Annotated in this window: 18 protein-coding genes; 5 read left to right on the top strand and 13 right to left on the bottom strand. The window is 69.5% G+C overall.

The window, feature by feature from the left end; genetic code table 11:
* Positions 1 to 21 precede the first annotated feature (21 nt).
* Positions 22 to 861: an alpha/beta hydrolase family protein gene (locus VQ065_RS11660; RefSeq protein ID WP_003086805.1), complete on the bottom strand. Its 840-nt coding sequence runs from the start codon at positions 859 to 861 to the stop codon at positions 22 to 24.
* 111 nt (positions 862 to 972) lie between these two features.
* Here VQ065_RS11660 and VQ065_RS11655 point away from each other — a divergent pair, with 111 nt between their 5' ends.
* From VQ065_RS11655 to VQ065_RS11645, 3 genes are all read left to right on the top strand, one after another.
* Entirely contained in the window at positions 973 to 1,566 is a 594-nt protein-coding gene (locus tag VQ065_RS11655; RefSeq protein ID WP_003086803.1) for a TetR family transcriptional regulator, read from the top strand.
* Between the two features lie 221 nt (positions 1,567 to 1,787).
* The gene (locus tag VQ065_RS11650; RefSeq protein ID WP_003082640.1) at positions 1,788 to 2,267 is read left to right on the top strand and encodes a hypothetical protein; all 480 of its coding nucleotides are present in this window, start codon (positions 1,788 to 1,790) and stop codon (positions 2,265 to 2,267) included.
* A gap of 205 nt (positions 2,268 to 2,472) precedes the next feature.
* Complete coding sequence (locus VQ065_RS11645; protein ID WP_003082638.1) at positions 2,473 to 3,747, top strand: outer membrane protein transport protein; 1,275 nt, start codon at positions 2,473 to 2,475, stop codon at positions 3,745 to 3,747.
* A gap of 58 nt (positions 3,748 to 3,805) precedes the next feature.
* Here VQ065_RS11645 and VQ065_RS11640 read toward each other — a convergent pair whose 3' ends face one another.
* From VQ065_RS11640 to VQ065_RS11630, 3 genes are all read right to left on the bottom strand, one after another.
* The gene (locus VQ065_RS11640; RefSeq protein WP_003086801.1) at positions 3,806 to 4,360 is read right to left on the bottom strand and encodes a glutathione peroxidase; all 555 of its coding nucleotides are present in this window, start codon (positions 4,358 to 4,360) and stop codon (positions 3,806 to 3,808) included.
* Between the two features lie 164 nt (positions 4,361 to 4,524).
* On the bottom strand, positions 4,525 to 5,724 hold the full coding sequence (locus VQ065_RS11635; RefSeq protein ID WP_003086798.1) for an MFS transporter: 1,200 nt from the start codon (positions 5,722 to 5,724) through the stop codon (positions 4,525 to 4,527).
* A 73-nt stretch (positions 5,725 to 5,797) separates the two neighbouring features.
* A complete protein-coding gene (locus VQ065_RS11630; RefSeq protein WP_003140393.1) occupies positions 5,798 to 6,247 on the bottom strand; it encodes a MarR family winged helix-turn-helix transcriptional regulator in 450 nt (149 codons plus the stop codon).
* A 130-nt stretch (positions 6,248 to 6,377) separates the two neighbouring features.
* Here VQ065_RS11630 and VQ065_RS11625 point away from each other — a divergent pair, with 130 nt between their 5' ends.
* Entirely contained in the window at positions 6,378 to 8,198 is a 1,821-nt protein-coding gene (locus VQ065_RS11625; protein WP_003086792.1) for an acyl-CoA dehydrogenase C-terminal domain-containing protein, read from the top strand.
* A 30-nt stretch (positions 8,199 to 8,228) separates the two neighbouring features.
* Here the strand turns inward: VQ065_RS11625 and VQ065_RS11620 are convergent, their stop codons facing one another.
* Positions 8,229 to 8,789, bottom strand: a complete 561-nt coding sequence (locus VQ065_RS11620; protein WP_003086791.1) for a TetR/AcrR family transcriptional regulator — start codon at positions 8,787 to 8,789, stop codon at positions 8,229 to 8,231.
* A 118-nt stretch (positions 8,790 to 8,907) separates the two neighbouring features.
* Here VQ065_RS11620 and VQ065_RS11615 point away from each other — a divergent pair, with 118 nt between their 5' ends.
* Complete coding sequence (locus VQ065_RS11615) at positions 8,908 to 10,413, top strand: MFS transporter (RefSeq protein WP_003086789.1); 1,506 nt, start codon at positions 8,908 to 8,910, stop codon at positions 10,411 to 10,413.
* Here the strand turns inward: VQ065_RS11615 and VQ065_RS11610 are convergent.
* The 8 genes from VQ065_RS11610 to bluB are packed head-to-tail and all read right to left on the bottom strand — an operon-like array spanning position 10,376 to position 17,307.
* Entirely contained in the window at positions 10,376 to 11,113 is a 738-nt protein-coding gene (locus VQ065_RS11610) for an adenosylcobinamide-GDP ribazoletransferase (protein WP_003086787.1), read from the bottom strand. The genes VQ065_RS11615 and VQ065_RS11610 overlap by 38 nt on opposite strands.
* 2 nt (positions 11,114 to 11,115) lie before the next feature.
* A complete protein-coding gene (gene cobC, locus VQ065_RS11605) occupies positions 11,116 to 11,700 on the bottom strand; it encodes an alpha-ribazole phosphatase family protein (protein WP_003086784.1) in 585 nt (194 codons plus the stop codon).
* The gene (gene cobT, locus VQ065_RS11600; protein WP_003082601.1) at positions 11,697 to 12,752 is read right to left on the bottom strand and encodes a nicotinate-nucleotide--dimethylbenzimidazole phosphoribosyltransferase; all 1,056 of its coding nucleotides are present in this window, start codon (positions 12,750 to 12,752) and stop codon (positions 11,697 to 11,699) included. Before cobT ends, cobC begins: the two co-directional genes overlap by 4 nt.
* Positions 12,749 to 13,270 (bottom strand): bifunctional adenosylcobinamide kinase/adenosylcobinamide-phosphate guanylyltransferase, encoded by a 522-nt coding sequence (gene cobU / locus VQ065_RS11595; RefSeq protein WP_003086782.1) that lies wholly within the window; start codon positions 13,268 to 13,270, stop codon positions 12,749 to 12,751. The genes cobT and cobU overlap by 4 nt, the downstream gene beginning before the upstream one ends.
* Positions 13,263 to 14,735 carry a cobyric acid synthase gene (locus VQ065_RS11590; protein WP_003086780.1) on the bottom strand — a complete coding sequence of 491 codons (1,473 nt, stop codon included), beginning with the start codon at positions 14,733 to 14,735 and terminating at the stop codon, positions 13,263 to 13,265. Before VQ065_RS11590 ends, cobU begins: the two co-directional genes overlap by 8 nt.
* Complete coding sequence (gene cobD, locus VQ065_RS11585) at positions 14,728 to 15,723, bottom strand: threonine-phosphate decarboxylase CobD (protein WP_023098701.1); 996 nt, start codon at positions 15,721 to 15,723, stop codon at positions 14,728 to 14,730. The genes VQ065_RS11590 and cobD overlap by 8 nt, the downstream gene beginning before the upstream one ends.
* Complete coding sequence (cbiB, locus tag VQ065_RS11580; protein WP_003111871.1) at positions 15,716 to 16,654, bottom strand: adenosylcobinamide-phosphate synthase CbiB; 939 nt, start codon at positions 16,652 to 16,654, stop codon at positions 15,716 to 15,718. Before cbiB ends, cobD begins: the two co-directional genes overlap by 8 nt.
* Positions 16,651 to 17,307, bottom strand: a complete 657-nt coding sequence (bluB, locus tag VQ065_RS11575; RefSeq protein ID WP_003086774.1) for a 5,6-dimethylbenzimidazole synthase — start codon at positions 17,305 to 17,307, stop codon at positions 16,651 to 16,653. The genes cbiB and bluB overlap by 4 nt, the downstream gene beginning before the upstream one ends.

The raw sequence follows: 17,307 nt of genomic DNA, 5'->3' as shown, positions 1-17,307 counted from the left end.
CGCCATACGCTCGGACGCGGCTTACGCCGCGTCGGGCAGCTTCCTGAAGTAGTCGAGCAACTCCTTCTGCAACGCCTCGTTGCGGAACAGCCCGAAATGCCCGACCGCCCCCTCCGACCGCTCCTTGCGACGCAACTCCAGGCGCGCCGCGGCATAGACCTGGTGAAGCTTTTCCGCCGCAGCCCAGGGCACGTAGTCGTCGTCCTCGAACAGGAAGCTGGCGACGGGGATGTCCAGCGCCTCGTAACCCTGCCGCCGCAACCCGAAGCGCGGTGCCAGGAGGTAGTCCGGCTGCCGCACCCAGCGCGCCCAGTCGCGCATGAAATGACTCGGCATATCCAGGCTGCCGAGGCCGAAGAAACGGCTGGGAAAGCGGCGGAGCAGTCCGGTCAGTAGCGGCACCACCACGCAGAACAGGCCGAACATCTGCCAGCGCTGCCTGCCTCGCCAGCGCCTCCAGTACGGAAACGAACCGGCGACGAACGCGGCGCCGCTCAATCCGCTGGCCTGTCCAGCCAGACCGAGCAACTGCGCGCCGATGCTGTGGCCGACGAAATAGCGCGGTAGCTCCGGCGCGTGCGCTCGGCACCAGGCCAGCGCCGCATCGATGTCCTCGCGCCCCCAGTCGGCCAGGCGATAGCTAGCCGCGGCCGGGTCGTCGCCTTCGCTGCCGCGGTAGCTGAACAACAGCACCTCGTAGCCGGAAGCCGCGGCCAGGACGGCGAAGCGCTGGTAGAAGGCGCGCCTGACGCCGAGCGCGCAGGCCACCACGATGCTCCCCTGCGCATCGCCGACGGCCGGGAAGTGGTCGCCGGCCAGGCGCACACCGTCACGGCAGGCGATCTCCACTGCGGTACTCATTCGCGCTCTCCTTTGCCGTGCGGGCTCGAGCAGCCGGGACGGACGCAATGCTCGACGGATCGCCAGGCGTGCTAGCATGAACATACCGACGGTATGTAAGAAGGCAACAGTATGAATGTCAAGAGCAGGCAGCAGGAAAATGCCGAGGCGACCCGCGAGGCGCTGCTGGAAAACGCCCTCTCCGCCTTCATCGAACATGGCTATGGCGGCGTCTCCATCGACGCCATCGCCCGCGAGGCGCGCGTGACCAAGGGCGCGTTCTACCACCACTTCGGCAGCAAGCAGGAACTGCTCGCCGAATGCTACGAACGCCAGGTACGGACGATCGCCGAGGACCTGGACAGGGTGCCGGCGCAGGTCGACAAGTGGGCGGAGGCCGCCGCGCTGGCCGAGGCCTTCATCGACAGCGTGATGGCGCGCGGCAAGCGGCAACTGTCGCTGCAGGAGGTGATCACGGTCGTCGGCTGGGAGCGATGGAAACGCATCGACTCGCGCCATACGCTGCGCTACGTCGGGCGTCTGGTGGACGAACTGGCGGCCAGTGGCGAACTCAAGGACTACCGCCGGGAAACCCTGGTCGGCCAGCTCTACGGCTTCCTTACCCAGGCCGCGATGAGTCTTCGCGATGCACGCAACAAGCGGCAAGCGGCCAATGAAGTGAAAGCCATCATCCGCGACTTCCTCTACAGCCTGCGCAGGGGCTGAGAATGCCGCCCAGCACAAGCGAAGCAAGGACGCGCCGGTTTAATTTCCAGCGGGCATATCAGCCGTTCTCTAAAGCTGGAAACAATTTAAAAACAGTCCTTTACAGCTGACTTGTTTCACTACACTTCAAATCAAGCGGCTAAGTCCGCTATCGGCGGGGCCATCGGAATAGAAGCTGCCAAACTGCCCGGCCCCGCCGATCCACCTTGCGCGAGGCCGTCATGGGTATTTCCGCCAACGATCTTTGCCAGCACGTGATACGCCCGACCCTGGACTACCTGTCCTGCCACAGCCCCGCCGCCGAAGCGCTGCTGCTGGGCGCGGCGGCCTGCCAGTCGGCGCTGGGGAGCGCCCTCGACGACCGCCGTGGCCACGGCCTGTACCGGATCGCCAGCGAACGCCACCAGCAGCTCTGGGACCAGTACCTGGCGCTGGACCCGGAGCGCGCCAGCCGGGTCCGCGGCCTGGCCAGCCAGCATGCCTTCCTCGCCGCGCCGCACCTGGAACTGACGGTGAACCTGCGCTACAGCACGGCCATCGCCTGGTCGTTGGTGGAAGCCGCGCGACTGCCGCTGCCCGACCAGCACGACCACCTCGCCCAGGCTCGCGTGTGGCGCCAGGTATTCCAGCCGCACGGTCGCCTGCACGAGTTCATCGACGCCTGGCAACGTTGCATCGGCAGCCTCAGCCAGGTCGCCTGACGGCGAATGGAAAAATCCCGCGTCCGAAACAGACCAACCGGTCAGAAAATTTTTTACATACAGACACGAACGGTTGCGCTACCTTCGCTTCACTGGCACCGGAGCCAACCGCTCTGTTCCGCACCCTGCGGAACTTCGGAACACTGGCGCCGGTCTGGGAATCTTGGTAGTTTGCGCGCCGTTATACACAGGAGTTGCTCCAACAATGAAAACAATATGGTTTAAAACCTCTCTCGCACTGACCATTAGCGCTGTCTCCACCTACACCCTCGCCAACGGCATCGCCATCAACGAACAGAGCGCCAGCGGCGCCGGCACCGCCTACGCCGGCCGCGCCTCGTCCGCGCTCGATGCCAGCACCATCTACGGCAACCCGGCCGGCCTGTCCAAGCTGAAACGCACCGAAGTCAGCGGCGGTCTGGCCATCGTCAAGGCCAAGGACGACATCAGCCAGGCCCACAGCACCGCCCAGGGCAGCAACAAGGGCGACTCGGTACCGCTGGCCGCCGTACCGTTCGGCTACTTCTCCACGCCGATCAACGAAGATTTCACTTTCGGCCTGGGCATCTACGTGCCCTACGGCATCATCAACGATTACGAAAACGGCTTCATGGGCAGCTCCCACGGCTCCTATAGCAAGGTGCAGGTGATCACCGTGCAGCCGACCATCGCCTGGAAGATCAACGACAAGGTTTCCGTCGGCTTCGGGCCGACCTTCAACCGCATCGACGGCCAGTTGAAGAACACCCTGGCCACCAATGGCCTGCTCGGCAGCAACGGCGATACCAAGATCAACATCAAGGGCGACGACACTGCCATCGGCTACAACGTCGGCGTGATGGTCGACCTGACCGACGACACCACCTGGGGCCTGACCTACCACTCCAAGGTCAAGTACCACCTGGGCGGCAACACCGAAGTGAAGAACGCTCCGGGTGCCCTGGGCCTGAACGGCAAGTACGACGCCAAGCTGGACATCACCCTGCCGGAATCGGTGGATACCTCCATCACCCACAAGTTCGACGACAAGTGGACGGGCTACCTGGGCGCCGTCTGGACCCGCTGGAGCCGCCTGGAGAAGATCGAAGTGCGCAACAGCGGCGTACCGGCGCTCGGCCAGGCCCTGGGCTTCAACACCATCGGCGAAGACCTGAACTGGCGCGACACCTGGTCCTTCTCGGTAGGTACCTCCTACCAGGCCACCCCGGAGTGGGTGCTGCGCACCGGCTTTGCCTACGAGCCGTCGCCGACCTCCAACGAGGACCGCAACGTGCGCATCCCGGTGGGCGACCGCAAGGTCTTCACCGTCGGTGCCGGCTGGTCGCCGAACCAGGACCTGACCGTCGACGTGGCCTACGCCTACCTGTGGGAAACCACCGCCGGCGTCAACCAGGAAGGCAGCGCCCTGCAGCCGGCCTACAGCGCCAAGTACGACAACAGCGCGCATGGCCTGACCGCCCAGGTCACCTATCGCTTCTGATCGCACGCGCCAACGAAGAAGCCGGGCATTGCCCGGCTTTTTCATGCCTGGCCGACCCTCAGGGCTGGCTGGCGATGGCCTTCTCGATGGCGGCCTGGAGCTGCGGATCGTCCGGGGTGGTCTTGCTGGAGAACTGCGCGACCACCCTGCCCTGGCGATCCACCACGTACTTGTAGAAATTCCAGCGCGGCGCCTGGCCGCTCTGCTCGGCCAACTGGCGGAACAGCGGGATCGCCTCGTCGCCGCGCACGTGCTGCGGCTGGGTCATGGCGAAGGTCACGCCGTAGTTGCCATAGCAGATCTTCGCGGTCTCGGCGGTATCCGCGGCTTCCTGCTTGAAGTCGTCGGAAGGTACCCCGAGCACTTCCAGGCCCTGCCCCTTGTAACGCTGGTAGAGCGCCTCGAGCCCCTTGAACTGCGGGGTGAAGCCACAGTGGCTGGCAGTGTTGACCACCACCAGCGGCTTGCCGGCGTAACGTTGGCAAAGATCGATGCTTTCCTTGGAACGCAGCTTGGTCAACTGGCCCTGCAGCAGTTCCGGGCAATCGGCGGCCCAGCCGCTCAGCGGCAGCCCGGCGAGCGCCAGGGCGGACAACAGCACGCGAGGTTTCATGGAATGGCTCCTTGGCGACGAATGTCCCAGCTTACCCTTCCCCGCGCCTATCGCCACCTATCAGCATGCGCCCATGCCCAGTTCCAGCAGCGCCAGTCCGCCACGCTGCCAGCCCCACCAGGCGAGTCCCAGCAGCGCCCCGGCGGCGAGCAGCCAGGCCAGCTTCACGCCGCGCCTCCGGCCACCTGCAGGCGCGCCACCGGACGCTCGCGCACCGGCCAGTTGAGCAGCGCCGCGAGCAGGCTTAGCAGGATCGACAACTGCCAGACCAGGTCGTAGCTGCCGGTGCGGTCGTAGACCACCCCGCCCAGCCAGCCACCGAGGAAGGCGCCCAACTGGTGGAAGAGGAACACGATGCCGCCGAGCATCGACAGGTTGCGCACGCCGAACAGGGTCGCCACGGTGCCGTTGGTCAGGGGCACCGTGGACAGCCACAGCAGCCCCATGGCCACGCCGAAGGCGTAGGCGCTGTAGACGCTCAGCGGCAGCCAGAGGAACAGCACGATCACTACCCCGCGCACCAGGTACAGCGCGGTCAGCAGGCGCGGCTTCGACCAGCGCCCGCCGAGCCAGCCGGCGATGTAGGTGCCGAACACGTTGAACAGCCCGACCAGCGCCAGCACCGTGGTGCCGACCTGCGCCGGCAGGTGCTGGTCGACCAGGTAGGCCGGCAGGTGTACGCCGATGAATACCACCTGGAAGCCGCAGACGAAGAAGCCCAGCGCCAGCAGCCAGAACCCGGAATGCGCGCAGGCCTCGCGCAGCGCTTCGCCGAGGCTCTGTTCGTGGCCCTGCGGCGGCAACGGGCGATCCTTCATCAGCCCGGCCAGCGGCACGATCAGCGCCACCAGCAGGCCCAGGGCGAGCAGGGCCGAGGACCAGCCCAGCCAGCCGATCAGGCCGAGGGTACCGGGCAGCATGGCGAACTGGCCGAAGGAGCCGGCCGCGCTGGAGATACCCATCGCCATGCTGCGCTGCTCCGCCGGCACTGCGCGGCCGACGGCGCCGAGGATCACCGAGAACGAGGTGCCGGAAAGGCCCAGGCCGATCAGCAGGCCGGCGCTCAGCGACAGCCCACTGGCCGACTGCGAGAGTCCCATCAGGACCAGGCCGAGGGCGTACAGCAGGCCCCCCACCAGCACCGCCCGCGCCGCGCCGTAGCGGTCGGCGAGCGCCCCGGTGAACGGCTGGGCCAGGCCCCAGACCAGGTTCTGCAAGGCGATGGCGAAGGCGAAGACTTCGCGGCCCCAGCCGAAGTCGGCGCTCATCGGCGCGAGGAACAGGCCGAAGCCATGTCGCACGCCGAGGGACAGGGCGAGGATCAGGGCTCCGGACAGCAGGATCCAGAAGGCGGCACGCGGCATGGGTCGCTCCATCTACGGGTATATACCCGCTTTGTCGTGAACGAAGCGCCTCGGCGAGAGGCTTCGTCGGTTGTCAGTCCAGTCGCTCCAGCTCCACCAGCAACGCCGCCAAGGCGCCGCTGCGCTCCTCGCCAAGGCGCCCGGCGAGACGCCGCTGCGCGTCTTCCCAGGCCGGCGTTCCGCGTTCCAGGGCATCCAGCCCGGCAGGCGTCAGCTCGACCAGGCGGTTGCGCTGGTCCTCGCCGCCGGTCAGGCGCAGCAGGCCGTCGCCTTCCAGCACCCGCAGGTTGCGACCGAGGGTGCTGCGGTCGAGTCCCATGGCTTCGGCGAGTTCGGAAATGCTCGGCCGGTCCAGGCGCTGCAGGTGCCGCAGCAGGGAAAACTGCGCCACCTTGAGGCCGGTATCGGCCAGCGCCTCGTCGTAGAAGCGGGAAACGCTGCGGGCGGCGCGACGCAGTTTGGTACAGAGGCATTGGGTCGGTAGCATGGGTGCGTGTATATACCCGTACCTCTCGACGGTCAAGCGGATTGTCCGAACTGCCAACGCCACCTGTTGCCCCTGCCAAGGCCGGACGCCGGGCGCTGGCCTATAACTCGCGCTGTCAGCGGCGACCGGGAGCACCCGGCGCCCTCCATCCATCGCCGAGGTAGCCATGCCCGTTTACAAAGCCCCGCTGCGCGACACGCGCTTCCTGCTCAACGAAGTCTTCGATTTCCCCGAGCATTACCGCAACCTGGTCAACGGCGCCGAAGCCACGCCGGACATGGTCGATGCGATCCTCGGCGAATGCGCGAAGCTCTGCGAGGAAGTGATCGCCCCGCTCTACCACAGCGGCGACGAGGAAGGCTGCCACCTGGAGAACGGCGAAGTACGGACGCCGAAGGGCTACAAGGAAGCCTACGAGGCCTACGTCGCCGGCGGCTGGCAGGGCCTCTCGCACCCGGTGGAGTACGGCGGCCAGGGCCTGCCGATGAGCCTCGGCGCGCTCAAGCAGGAGATGATGGGCACCGCCAACTGGCCGTTCTCCATGTATCCCGGCCTCTCCCTCGGCGCGATGAACACCCTGATGCAGCACGGCACCGAGGAACAGAAGCAGACCTACCTGGCTCCGCTCACCGAAGGCCGCTGGGGCGGCACCATGTGCCTCACCGAGCCGCAGTGCGGCACCGATCTCGGCCAGGTGAAGACCCGCGCCGAGGCCAACCCCGACGGTAGCTACGCCATCAGCGGGACGAAGATTTTCATCTCTTCCGGCGAACACGACCTCACCGAGAACATCGTCCACATTGTCCTCGCCCGCCTGCCGGACGCACCGAAGGGCACCCGCGGCATCTCCCTGTTCATCGTGCCCAAGTTCCTTCCCGGCGAAGGCGGCGCGCTCGGCCCGCGCAACGGCGTGAGTTGCGGCGCGCTGGAGAAGAAGATGGGGATCAAGGCCTCGGCCACCTGCGTGATGAACTTCGACGGCGCCACCGGCTTCCTCATCGGACCGCCGAACAAGGGCCTGGAATGCATGTTCACCTTCATGAACAGCGCCCGCATCGGCACCGCCATCCAGGGCGTGGCCACCGCCGAGCTGGCCTACCAGGGCGCCCTCGCCTACGCCCGCGAACGCCGCTCCATGCGCGCGCTCTCCGGGACCAAGGAACCCGACCAGGTCGCCGACAGCCTGATGCACCACGGTGACGTGCGGCGCATGCTGCTGACCCAGAAAGCCATCGCCGAAGGCGGCCGGGCGCTGGTCTACCTGGCCACCCAGTACGCCGACCGGATGATCCAGGGCATCCTCAGCAACGACGACGCCGAGTACGAACGCTGGGACGACAAGCTCGGCTTCCTCACGCCGATCCTCAAGGGCTGCCTGACCGAACTCGGCCTGGAAAGCGCCAACCTCGGCATGCAGGTGTTCGGCGGCCACGGCTATATCCGCGAACACGGCATGGAGCAGATCGTCCGCGACGCGCGGATCGCCACCCTCTACGAAGGCACCACCGGCATCCAGGCCCTCGACCTGCTCGGCCGCAAGGTCCTGCTGATGACCCAGGGCAAGGCCGTGCGCGACTTCACCAGGGGCGTGGCCCGGTTCGCCGTCGACCTGCTGAAGAACGAGCCGCGCATGCGCGGCCGCGCCCTGGTGCTGCTCAAGCTCTGCGCCCAATGGAACCTGCTGACCCTGCGCATTGCCCTCACCGCGCGCAAGCAACGCGATCTGGTGAGCACCGCCAGCCACGACTATCTGATGTTCTCCGGCTACGCCACGCTGGCCTATTCCTGGGCCCTCCAGGAAGCCGCTGCGCGCCGGCGACTGCGCCAGGGCGGCAGCGAGTCGGCGGACTTCTACAAGGCCAAGATCGCCACCAGCGAGTTCTACTTCGCCCGCCTGCTTCCGCGCGCCAAGGGCCACGCGGCGGCGATGGCGAAGCCGACCGGTTCGATCATGGACCTGAAGAGCGAGCACTTCGCCTTCGACTGAGGCGACCACCCGCAGCGCGCCAGCGGAGCCTCAGTCTCCGCTGGCGCCAGCCGCCGTCAGCAACAACGCACGGACGTCGTCGAGCATCGAGTCCCACTCGTCCTGGCCAATGTCCATCAGGCGGAAGTAGCGCAACATGAAGGCGCCCTCCACCGCCAGGAACGCCAGGCGCGCACGGCGCCCCTCGGGTGCGGACAGGTCCAGGCCTTCCAACCGGCTGCGATACCACTGGTTGCTGCCCTCCAGGTGCTCGGGCGTCTGGATCAGCGCCGCCATCAGCGCCGCCGCCTTGCTGCTGGACAACTCGTCCGAACGCTGGGTCGCCTCGGCATGCGCGCGAACCCGCGTCAGCGGCGTCGGCTGCTTCCCCGCCACCGCTTCGAACAGGCTGTCGTAGGCCTTGCCCCAGCGCTCGAAGATCGCGTCGATCAGCGCGTCCTTGGTACCGAAGCAGTACTGCACGCCGCCCTTGGTGATGCCCATTTCCTTCGCCACCGCATCGATGGTCAGGCCGGCCGCGCCCTCGCGGGCGATCACCGCCTCGGCGGCATCGAGCAAGTGGTCGCGGTCGATCGTTCGTCGGCGTCCCATGGCTACCTCTTGAGTTTAAATCCATACGTATGTATTTATATTTTCACGCGTCCGCCCGTGGCGCGCAATTCCCGTTATCCACGGCGAGCGAAGAACCGTTCGCCACAGAGGTTATCCCATGTTCCGGCAGAACCGCTGGCTGGTCCTGGCCATCGTCTCCAGCGCCCTGTTCCTCATCATCATCGACATGACCGTGCTCTACACGGCCCTGCCGCGCCTGACCCACGACCTCGGTGCGACGGCCGCGGAGAAGCTCTGGATCGTCAACGCCTATCCGCTGGTGGTCGCCGGCCTGCTGCCCGGCGCCGGCTTGCTCAGCGACCGCCTTGGCCACAAGCGGCTGTTCCTCGCCGGCCTGCCGCTGTTCGGCCTGGCCTCGCTGTGCGCCGCCTTCGCCCCCAGCGCCGCGGCGCTGATCGCCGCCCGCGCCGGGTTGGCGGTGGGCGCGGCGCTGATGATGCCGGCGACCCTGTCGATCGTCCGCCATGTCTTCCAGGACGAACGCGAACGCGCCCTGGCCATCGGCATCTGGGCCTCCGTCGCCTCTGCCGGCGCGGCGCTGGGGCCGGTGGTCGGCGGCGTGCTGCTGGAGTTCTTCTGGTGGGGCTCGGTGTTCCTCATCAACGTCCCGGTGGTGGCCATCGCCCTGTTGCTGGCGCTGCCGGCCATCCCCGCCTGCGGCGGCCAGTCACGGCGACCATGGGACGCCCTCGGCTCGCTGCAGGTGATGTTCGGCCTGGTCGGGGTGGTCTATGCGATCAAGGAACTCAGCGCGCGCGCCCCGGACTTCGGGCTGGCCGTCCTGGCCGCGCTCGGCGGCATGCTCTGCCTGTACCTGTTCGTCCGCCGCCAGCGCCGCGCCCGCGAACCGATGATCGACTTCGCGCTGTTCCGCAACCGGCGCTTCGCCCGCGGCGTCGCGGTGGCCCTGGTGGCGACCATGGCGCTGGTCGGCATGGAACTGGTGTTCAGCCAGCACCTGCAACTGGTGCAGGGCCTGACGCCGCTGAAGGCCGGCCTGTTCGTCCTGCCGATCCCGCTGGCCTCGCTGGTGGTCGGGCCGCTGGCCGGCTGGCTGGTGCCGCGCTGGGGCGAGAACCGGGTGATGTGCGCCTCCCTGCTGCTCGGCAGCGCCGGATTGCTCGGCCTGGCCCTGTCCTACCAGTCCGCCACCGGAGCGCAACTGGCCAGCCTGGTGCTGCTCGGCGTCGGCTTCGGCGGCGCGATGACCGCCGCCTCCACCGCGGTGATGCTCAACGTGGACGAACAGAGTTCCGGAATGGCGGCCGCCATCGAAGACGTGTCCTACGAACTGGGCGGGGTGATCGGCGTGACCCTGCTCGGCAGCCTGATGAGTTTAGTCTACGGGATGTCGCTGAGGCTGCCCTCGGCCGAGCTGCCGGCGCGGGTCCGCGACAGCCTCGACGACGCCCTGTTGGTCGCCGAGGGCCTGGCGCCGGAGGTCGCGTCGCGGCTCGTCGAGCTTGCCCGGCAGGCTTTCGACCAGGCCTTCGTCGCCGTGCTGCTGGCCGCCGCCGCGCTGCTCTTCCTCAGCGCCATGGCGGTCCTGCGCCAGCCGCGTCCGGCTACAGAGCCAGCGCCACCAGCACCGCACACTCGGTAAGTTCGACCAGCGCGCCGGCGGTGTCCCCGGTGGTGCCGCCGAGGCGCGCGAGGAAACGGCTGCGCAGCCAGGCGAAGAGCATCAGCGTCACCAGCAACGCCAGCAGGCCGGCCAGGCCGAACGCCAGGGCCAGGCCGAAACTCACCCCCAGCACCCACGGCAGGCTGCGCGCCGGCAGGTGCTCGGCGATGGCCTGGCCGAGGCCGCCGGGGCGCGCGTAGGGCGTGGTCAGGAACAGCAGCGGCAGGCTGCTGCGCGCCAGCCACGGAGCCAGCGGCAACAACCCGGCCTCGCCCTGGCCGAGCAGCGCCGCCAGGGCGGAGAACTTCAACAACAGGACCAGTACCAGGACCACCACCGCCACCGGGCCGCTGCGCGGGTCCTTCATGATCGCCAGGGTCCGCTCGCGGTCGCCCAACCCGCCGACCCAGGCGTCCGCCATGTCGGCCAGGCCGTCCAGGTGCAGCGCGCCGCTCAGCGCCACCCACAGGCTCAGCAGCAAGGCTGCCTGCAACAGCGGCGGCGTACCGTCGAGCGACCGCGCCGCGGCGTACAGCACGACGCCGATCAGCACCCCGACCAGTGGATAGCAGAGCACCGCGCGGCCGAACTGTTCCGGCGTCGGCATCGCCGACAGGCGCACCGGCAGGCGGGTGAGGAACTGCAAGGCGACCAGCAGTGAGCGCAGGGCTTCGCGCATGACTATTCCCCTTCCCGGCATTCGTGCCAGCGATCGTCGCCCTCTCCGGCGCGCAGGCCGAACAGTGCGCCATGACCGACGTCCACCTGCAGCAAGTGCTCGCGCGGCAGGCCACGGGCGCGAGCGAGCAACAGACGGATGACGCCGCCATGGGTCACCAGCAGCACACGACGGCCGGCATGACGCTGGCGCAGGCGTCGCTGGGCGGCCAGCACCCGCGCCTCGAACTCGGACAGCGGCTCGCCGCCCGGCGGGGTAAAGGCGTAGGGATCGGCCCAGAAGCGGCCGAGCGCCTCGCTGTGGCCGTCCATCAGGCTGGCCGCCGAGCGCCCCTCCCAAGCGCCGAAATGCAGTTCGCGCAGATCGTTTTCCAGTTCCAGCTCGATCCCCTGGCGCTGCGCCAGTTCCTCGGCGAAGGCGCGGCAACGTTGCAATGGCGAGCTGACCAGCAGGTCCCAGCGTCCGCCTTCCACCGCCGTGCGCATCTGCGCCCAGCCACGCGCGGTCAAGGCGTCGTCGAGGCTGCCGCGGAAACCGCCGCCGGACTCGGTTTCGCCATGCCGCAGGAGGTCCAGGCGCAGGCTCATGCCGGGCGGTCCGAGACCGCCGCTTCGGCGAAGGTCGCCATCCCCGCGTGCAGCGCGCAGGCCTGGCGCAGCAGCGGCACCGCCAGCGCCGCGCCGCTGCCCTCGCCCAGGCGCAGGCCGAGGTCGAGCAGCGGTTGCGCCGCCAGGGCTTCGAGCACATGCCGATGGCCCGGCTCGGCACCACTGTGGGCGAACAGCAGCCAGTCGCGGCAGGCCGGGTTCAGGCGCACCGCGCAGAGCGCCGCGACGCTGCAGATGTAGCCGTCGACCAGGGCGACCATGCCTTTCTGCGCGCAGGCCAGGTAGGCGCCGGCCAGCGCGGCGATCTCCAGCCCACCGAGACGGCGGAGGGTTTCGAAGGGGTCGGCGCGATGGGCGCCGTGCAGGGCCAGGGCGCGCTCGATCACCGCGGTCTTGTGCGCCACGCCGCTGGCGTCCAGCCCGGTTCCCGGCCCGACCAGCGCGCTCACCGGCGCATCCAGCAGCGCGCAGGCCATGGCCGCCGCCGCGGTGGTATTGCCGATGCCCATCTCGCCGCCGATGAACAGCTGGCTGCCGGCCTGCTCGGCGCGGCGCACGCTTTCGCGCCCGGCCTCGAGCGCCAGCAGGCACTGTTCGGCGCCCATCGCCGGGGCCTCGACGAAGTTCGCGGTACCCGCCGCCAGGCGCAGGTGGCGCACGCCGGGCAAGGCTTCCAGGGGGACGGCGGTGCCCAGGTCGACCACCTCCAGGCCGGCGCCGAGTTCGCGCGCCAGCACGCTGATCGCCGCGCCGCCGCGGACGAAGTTGCGCAGCATCTCGCCGGTGACCGCCTGCGGATAGGCCGAGACGCCCTCGGCGACTACCCCGTGGTCGCCGGCGAAGACCGTCACCCAGAGCCTCTCCAGGCTCGGTCGTTCGCGCCCCTGCAACGCCGCCAGGTCGATCGCCACCTGCTCCAGGCGGCCCAGCGAGCCGCGCGGCTTGGTCAACCGGTCCTGGCGTTCGGCCGCGCGCCGGCGCATCTGCGGGTCCGCCTCGCGGCAGGTGTCGCGCCACCATTGCAGACTCATAGCGGTTCTCCTTTCAACGGCATGGGCAGGCCGGCGACGGTGAAGGTCACCCGTTCGCAGCGTTCGGCGAGGGCCTGGTGCAGCCAGCCGGCCTCGTCGACGTAGCGCCGGCTGAGTTCGCCCAGCGGCACCACGCCGAGCCCGGTTTCGTTGCTGACCAGGATGATCCGCCCCGGCAGCTCGCCGAGACATTCCAGCAGCGCCTCGCGCTCGCCGTCGAGACGCTGGGGATCGTCGCAGAGCAGCAGGTTGGTCAGCCACAGGGTCAGGCAGTCGACCAGCAGGCAGCGTCCGGCCTCGGCCTCGCTGCGCAGCGTCGCCGCCAGCGCCAGGGGCTCTTCCAGGGTTCGCCAGTGGGCCGGGCGGCGCGCGCGGTGCTCGGCGATGCGCCAGCCCATTTCGCCGTCGCCAGCCTGGGCGGTGGCGATGTAGCTCACCGCCAGCCCGCTCTCGGCGGCCAGGCGCTCGGCCAGGCGGCTCTTGCCGGAACGGGCGCCGCCAAGGATCAGGTCACGCATGGGGTTCTCCGCAGAGGGCGAGCAATCGCCCGGTATCCAGGTGGCGCTCGACCAGGTCGGCGAGCCGCTCGATGTCGCGTTCGCGCAAGGCCTGGTAGTCCACCGCCTGGACCTCGCGCAGGCCGGCCCAGCGCAGCAACGCCGAACAGGCCGCGGTGGATTCGAACAGGCCATGCAGGTAGGTGCCCATGACGTTCCCGTCGACGCTGCGGGCACCATCCGCGCGGCCATCGTCGAGCACCACCGCCGGCCGCGCCAGGGCCTCGCCACGAGTGACCCCTGCATGGATCTCGTAGCCCGACAGCGGCGCGTCCTCCAGGCTCAGGCGGCCCTGTACGTTGCGCAATTGCTTGTCCGCCTCCAGGGTCGTTTCCAACGCCAGCAGGCCGAGGCCAGCGCTGCTGCCGGCCGCGCCTTCCAGGCCGAGCGGATCGTGCAGGCGCTCGCCGAGCATCTGCAGGCCGCCGCAGATCCCCAGCAGGCGGCCGCCGTAGCGCAGGTGGCGAAGGATCGCCTCGTCCCAGCCGCGCTCGCGCAGCGCCGCGAGGTCGGCGCGCACGCTCTTCGAGCCGGGCAGGACGATCAGGTCCGCCGGCGGCAGCGCCTGGCCGGGGCCGACGAAGCTCAACTCGACCTGGGGATGCAGGCGCAGCGGATCGAAATCGGTGTGGTTGCTGATCCTCGGCAGCACCGGCACCACCACCTTCAGGCGCGGCCCGACCTTGGCCGCCTGGCGCGTGTCGATGGCGTCCTCCGCCTCCAGGTGCAGGTCGCTGACATAGGGCAGCACGCCGAGCACCGGCTTGCCGGTGCGCGCCTCCAGCCAGTCGAGGCCGGGTTGCAGCAGGGCGATGTCGCCGCGGAAACGATTGATGACGAAGCCCTTGACCCGCTCCCGCTCCGAGTCGGAGAGCAGTTCCAGGGTGCCGACCAGGTGGGCGAAGACCCCGCCGCGGTCGATATCGGCGACCAGGATCACCGGACAGTCCACCGCTTCGGCGAAGCCCATGTTGGCGATGTCGTTGGCGCGCAGGTTGATCTCCGCCGGCGAGCCGGCGCCCTCCACCATCACCACCCGGTAGGCGGCGGCGAGCCGCCCATGGGAAGCCAGCACCGCTTCCATCGCCACGCGCTTGTAGTCGTGGTAGGCGGCGGCGTCCATGCTGGTCACCGCGCGGCCATGGATGATCACCTGGGCGCCGATGTCGGTGTTCGGCTTGAGCAGCACCGGGTTCATGTCGGTGTGCGGCGCCAGCCGACAGGCCTGGGCCTGGACCGCCTGGGCGCGGCCGATCTCGCCGCCGTCGGCGGTGACCGCGCTGTTCAGCGCCATGTTCTGCGGCTTGAACGGCACCACCGCGACGCCGCGCCGGGCCAGCCAGCGGCACAGCGCGGTCACCAGGGTGCTCTTGCCGGCGTCCGAGGTGGTGCCCTGGACCATCAGGGTCCGCCCGCGATCACGCATGAGCAGGCTCCTTGAAGCCGAGCAGCGCGGCATCGAGCCGGGCCCAGGCGGCCTCGTCGGCGGGCAGGCCGAGGCGCAGGCTGGCCGGCTGCTCGAACTGGCGGGTGAGGATGCCGCGCCGTGCCAGGTAGTCGTGCAACGCCGCGCAGCGTGGATCGACCAGGCGCTGGAACAGCGCGCTGCCGCCCGCCGGCGGCCAGCCGTGGCGGCGCAGCAGTTCCTCCAGGCGCTGGCTGGCGGCCAGCAGGCGCTCGCGCTGCTGGCGCTGTTGCTGGCGGTCGCGCAAGGCGCTCTGGGCCACATGGCGCACCGGGCCATTGACCGTCCACGGACCGAGCTGCTCGGCCAGCGCCTGCAACAGCGGCCGTTCGCCGAGGGCGAAGCCGAGCCGCGCACCGGCCAGGCCGAAGAACTTGCCGAACGAGCGCAGCACGATCAATCCGGGCCGGTTGCTACAGGCCGCCAGGCTCGACTTCGGGGTACAGTCCATGAACGCCTCGTCGACCAGCAGCCAGCCGCCGCGACGTTGCAGGCGGGCATGCCAGGCCAGCAGCTCGGCGGGCTCGAAGACCCGCCCGGTGGGGTTGTTCGGGTTGACCACCAGCAGCACGTCGAGGCTGTCGAGATAGGGCTCGACCTCGGCCTCGCCGATCTCCCGCACCAGGTGCCCGGCCTGGCGCCAGGCGTGGGCGTGCTCGGCATAGCACGGCGACAGGACGCCGACCCGCCCGCCCCGCCGCATCCTCGGCAGGGCCTGGATCGCCGCCTGGCTGCCAGCCAGCGGCAATACCCGTTCGGCGCCGTAGTAGAGGCAGGCGGCGGCTTCCAGGCCGTCGTCGCTCTCCGGCAGGCGGGTCCAGGCCTGCTCGGGGATCGCCGGCAGCGGAAACGGCCAGGGCGCGATGCCGGTGGACAGGTCCAGCCAGTCCGCCAGCGGAATGTCGTAGCGGCGCGCCGCCTCGCGCAACCGCCCTCCGTGCTCAAGCATGCAGCCACCCCATGGCCCAGAGTCCGGCCAGCACCAGCAGCCAGAGCAGCACGCCCTGGCGCACCAGCGCCAGGGCCCGATAGATGTCGCGGCCCTGCGGCTGCGGGCCGCTGCCGAGGAGCGGCCGCTGGTGCAGCTCGCCGTGGTAGATCGCCGCGCCGCCCAGGGACACGCCCAGCGCACCGGCGCCGGCGGCCATCACCGGGCCGGCGTTGGGGCTGTCCCATTGCGGCGCCTGCTCGCGCCAGCAGCGCAGGGCCTGGCGGGTGCCGCCGAGCAGCGCGTAGGTCAGCGCCACCAGCCGCGCCGGCAGGTAGTTGAGGATGTCATCGATCTTCGCCGCAGCCCAGCCGAAGCGCTCGAAGCGCGCGTTGCGGTAGCCCCACATCGCGTCCAGGGTATTGCTCAGGCGATACAGCACCACCCCCGGCGCGCCGGCCACGGCGAACCAGAACAGCGCGGCGTAGACCGCGTCGCTGCCGTTCTCCAGTACCGATTCGGTGGCCGCGCGGGCGACCCCGGCCTGGTCCAGCTCGCGGGTATCGCGGCTGACCAGGTAGCCGACACGTCGCCGCGCCTCGTCCAGGTCGCCGGCGCGCAAGGCCAGCGCCACCGGTTCGGCGTGCTCGCCGAGGCTGCGCAGGCCGAGCGCGGCGTACAGCGCCAGGGCCTGGACCAGCCAGCCGAGGTAGGGAAGTTCAGCGAGCGCCCAGGCCAGCAGGGTCAGCGGCAGTACCGCGAGGACCCAAGCGGTCACCCCGTGGCTGCGCCAGCCGACCCCGGGATCGCCCTCGCCGGCCAGGCGCGAGCGATTGAAACGGCGCTCCAGGCGATCGGCCAGGCGGCCGAAGGCGACCAGCGGGTGCCAGCCCTGCGGCTCGCCGAAGCGCGCATCCAGCGCCACGCCGAGGATACCCAGCAGTGCGCTCATGCTCGCTCGCCCCAACGGTTCTGGTAGACCAGCTCGGCCAGCGGACGCGGTTCGCTCCAACCCTCCAGCGCCAGCATCGGCGCCGGGTAGAACTCCGCCACCGGGCCCAGGCAGAGCACCGCCACCGCCTCGCTGCCGGGCGGCAGGCCGAGCAACTCGCCCAGCGCGGCCGGATCGAACAACGATACCCAGCCCATCCCCAGGCCCTCGGCGCGACTGGCCAGCCAGAGGTTCTGGATCGCGCAGGCGAGCGACGCCAGGTCCATCTGCGGCAGGGTCCGGCGACCGAACACATGGCGCTCGCGGTCGTCCATCAGAGCGGCGACCAGCAGTTCGGCGCAATCCAGCACGCCCTCTACCTTGAGCCGCATGAACTCGTCGGAGCGCTCGCCGAGGGCTTCGGCGGTGCGTCCGCGTTCGTCCTCGACCAGCCCGTGGATGGCCCGGCGCAACGCCGGCTCGGTGATACGGATGAAGCGCCAGGGTTGCATCAGGCCGACGCTGGGCGCCTGGTGCGCGGCCTCCAGCAGCCGCGCGAGCAGCTCCGGCGCCACGCTGCCGCCGCTGAAGTGGCGCATGTCGCGGCGCTCGGCGATGGCCCGGTAGACGGCGGCGCGTTCCGTGGCGCTGAAGGCGTGGGAAGAATCGGACAT

Origin of the sequence: Pseudomonas sp. KBN10P06128, assembly GCF_037574945.1 — a bacterium.
GTDB lineage: Bacteria > Pseudomonadota > Gammaproteobacteria > Pseudomonadales > Pseudomonadaceae > Pseudomonas > Pseudomonas aeruginosa.
Note: the sequence above shows the minus strand (reverse complement) of the source record. Positions and strands in the feature narration are given on the sequence as shown.

What these genes read in the sequence shown, in the direction of transcription:
- VQ065_RS11660 (WP_003086805.1), bottom strand. Translation starts at nt 861, where the DNA reads ATGAGTACCGCAGTGGAGATCGCCTGCCGTGACGGTGTGCGCCTGGCC.
- VQ065_RS11655 (WP_003086803.1), top strand. Translation starts at nt 973, where the DNA reads ATGAATGTCAAGAGCAGGCAGCAGGAAAATGCCGAGGCGACCCGCGAG.
- VQ065_RS11650 (WP_003082640.1), top strand. Translation starts at nt 1,788, where the DNA reads ATGGGTATTTCCGCCAACGATCTTTGCCAGCACGTGATACGCCCGACC.
- VQ065_RS11645 (WP_003082638.1), top strand. Translation starts at nt 2,473, where the DNA reads ATGAAAACAATATGGTTTAAAACCTCTCTCGCACTGACCATTAGCGCT.
- VQ065_RS11640 (WP_003086801.1), bottom strand. Translation starts at nt 4,360, where the DNA reads ATGAAACCTCGCGTGCTGTTGTCCGCCCTGGCGCTCGCCGGGCTGCCG.
- VQ065_RS11635 (WP_003086798.1), bottom strand. Translation starts at nt 5,724, where the DNA reads ATGCCGCGTGCCGCCTTCTGGATCCTGCTGTCCGGAGCCCTGATCCTC.
- VQ065_RS11625 (WP_003086792.1), top strand. Translation starts at nt 6,378, where the DNA reads ATGCCCGTTTACAAAGCCCCGCTGCGCGACACGCGCTTCCTGCTCAAC.
- VQ065_RS11620 (WP_003086791.1), bottom strand. Translation starts at nt 8,789, where the DNA reads ATGGGACGCCGACGAACGATCGACCGCGACCACTTGCTCGATGCCGCC.
- VQ065_RS11615 (WP_003086789.1), top strand. Translation starts at nt 8,908, where the DNA reads ATGTTCCGGCAGAACCGCTGGCTGGTCCTGGCCATCGTCTCCAGCGCC.
- VQ065_RS11610 (WP_003086787.1), bottom strand. Translation starts at nt 11,113, where the DNA reads ATGCGCGAAGCCCTGCGCTCACTGCTGGTCGCCTTGCAGTTCCTCACC.
- cobC (WP_003086784.1), bottom strand. Translation starts at nt 11,700, where the DNA reads ATGAGCCTGCGCCTGGACCTCCTGCGGCATGGCGAAACCGAGTCCGGC.
- cobT (WP_003082601.1), bottom strand. Translation starts at nt 12,752, where the DNA reads ATGAGTCTGCAATGGTGGCGCGACACCTGCCGCGAGGCGGACCCGCAG.
- cobU (WP_003086782.1), bottom strand. Translation starts at nt 13,270, where the DNA reads ATGCGTGACCTGATCCTTGGCGGCGCCCGTTCCGGCAAGAGCCGCCTG.
- VQ065_RS11590 (WP_003086780.1), bottom strand. Translation starts at nt 14,735, where the DNA reads ATGCGTGATCGCGGGCGGACCCTGATGGTCCAGGGCACCACCTCGGAC.
- cobD (WP_023098701.1), bottom strand. Translation starts at nt 15,723, where the DNA reads ATGCTTGAGCACGGAGGGCGGTTGCGCGAGGCGGCGCGCCGCTACGAC.
- cbiB (WP_003111871.1), bottom strand. Translation starts at nt 16,654, where the DNA reads ATGAGCGCACTGCTGGGTATCCTCGGCGTGGCGCTGGATGCGCGCTTC.
- bluB (WP_003086774.1), bottom strand. Translation starts at nt 17,307, where the DNA reads ATGTCCGATTCTTCCCACGCCTTCAGCGCCACGGAACGCGCCGCCGTC.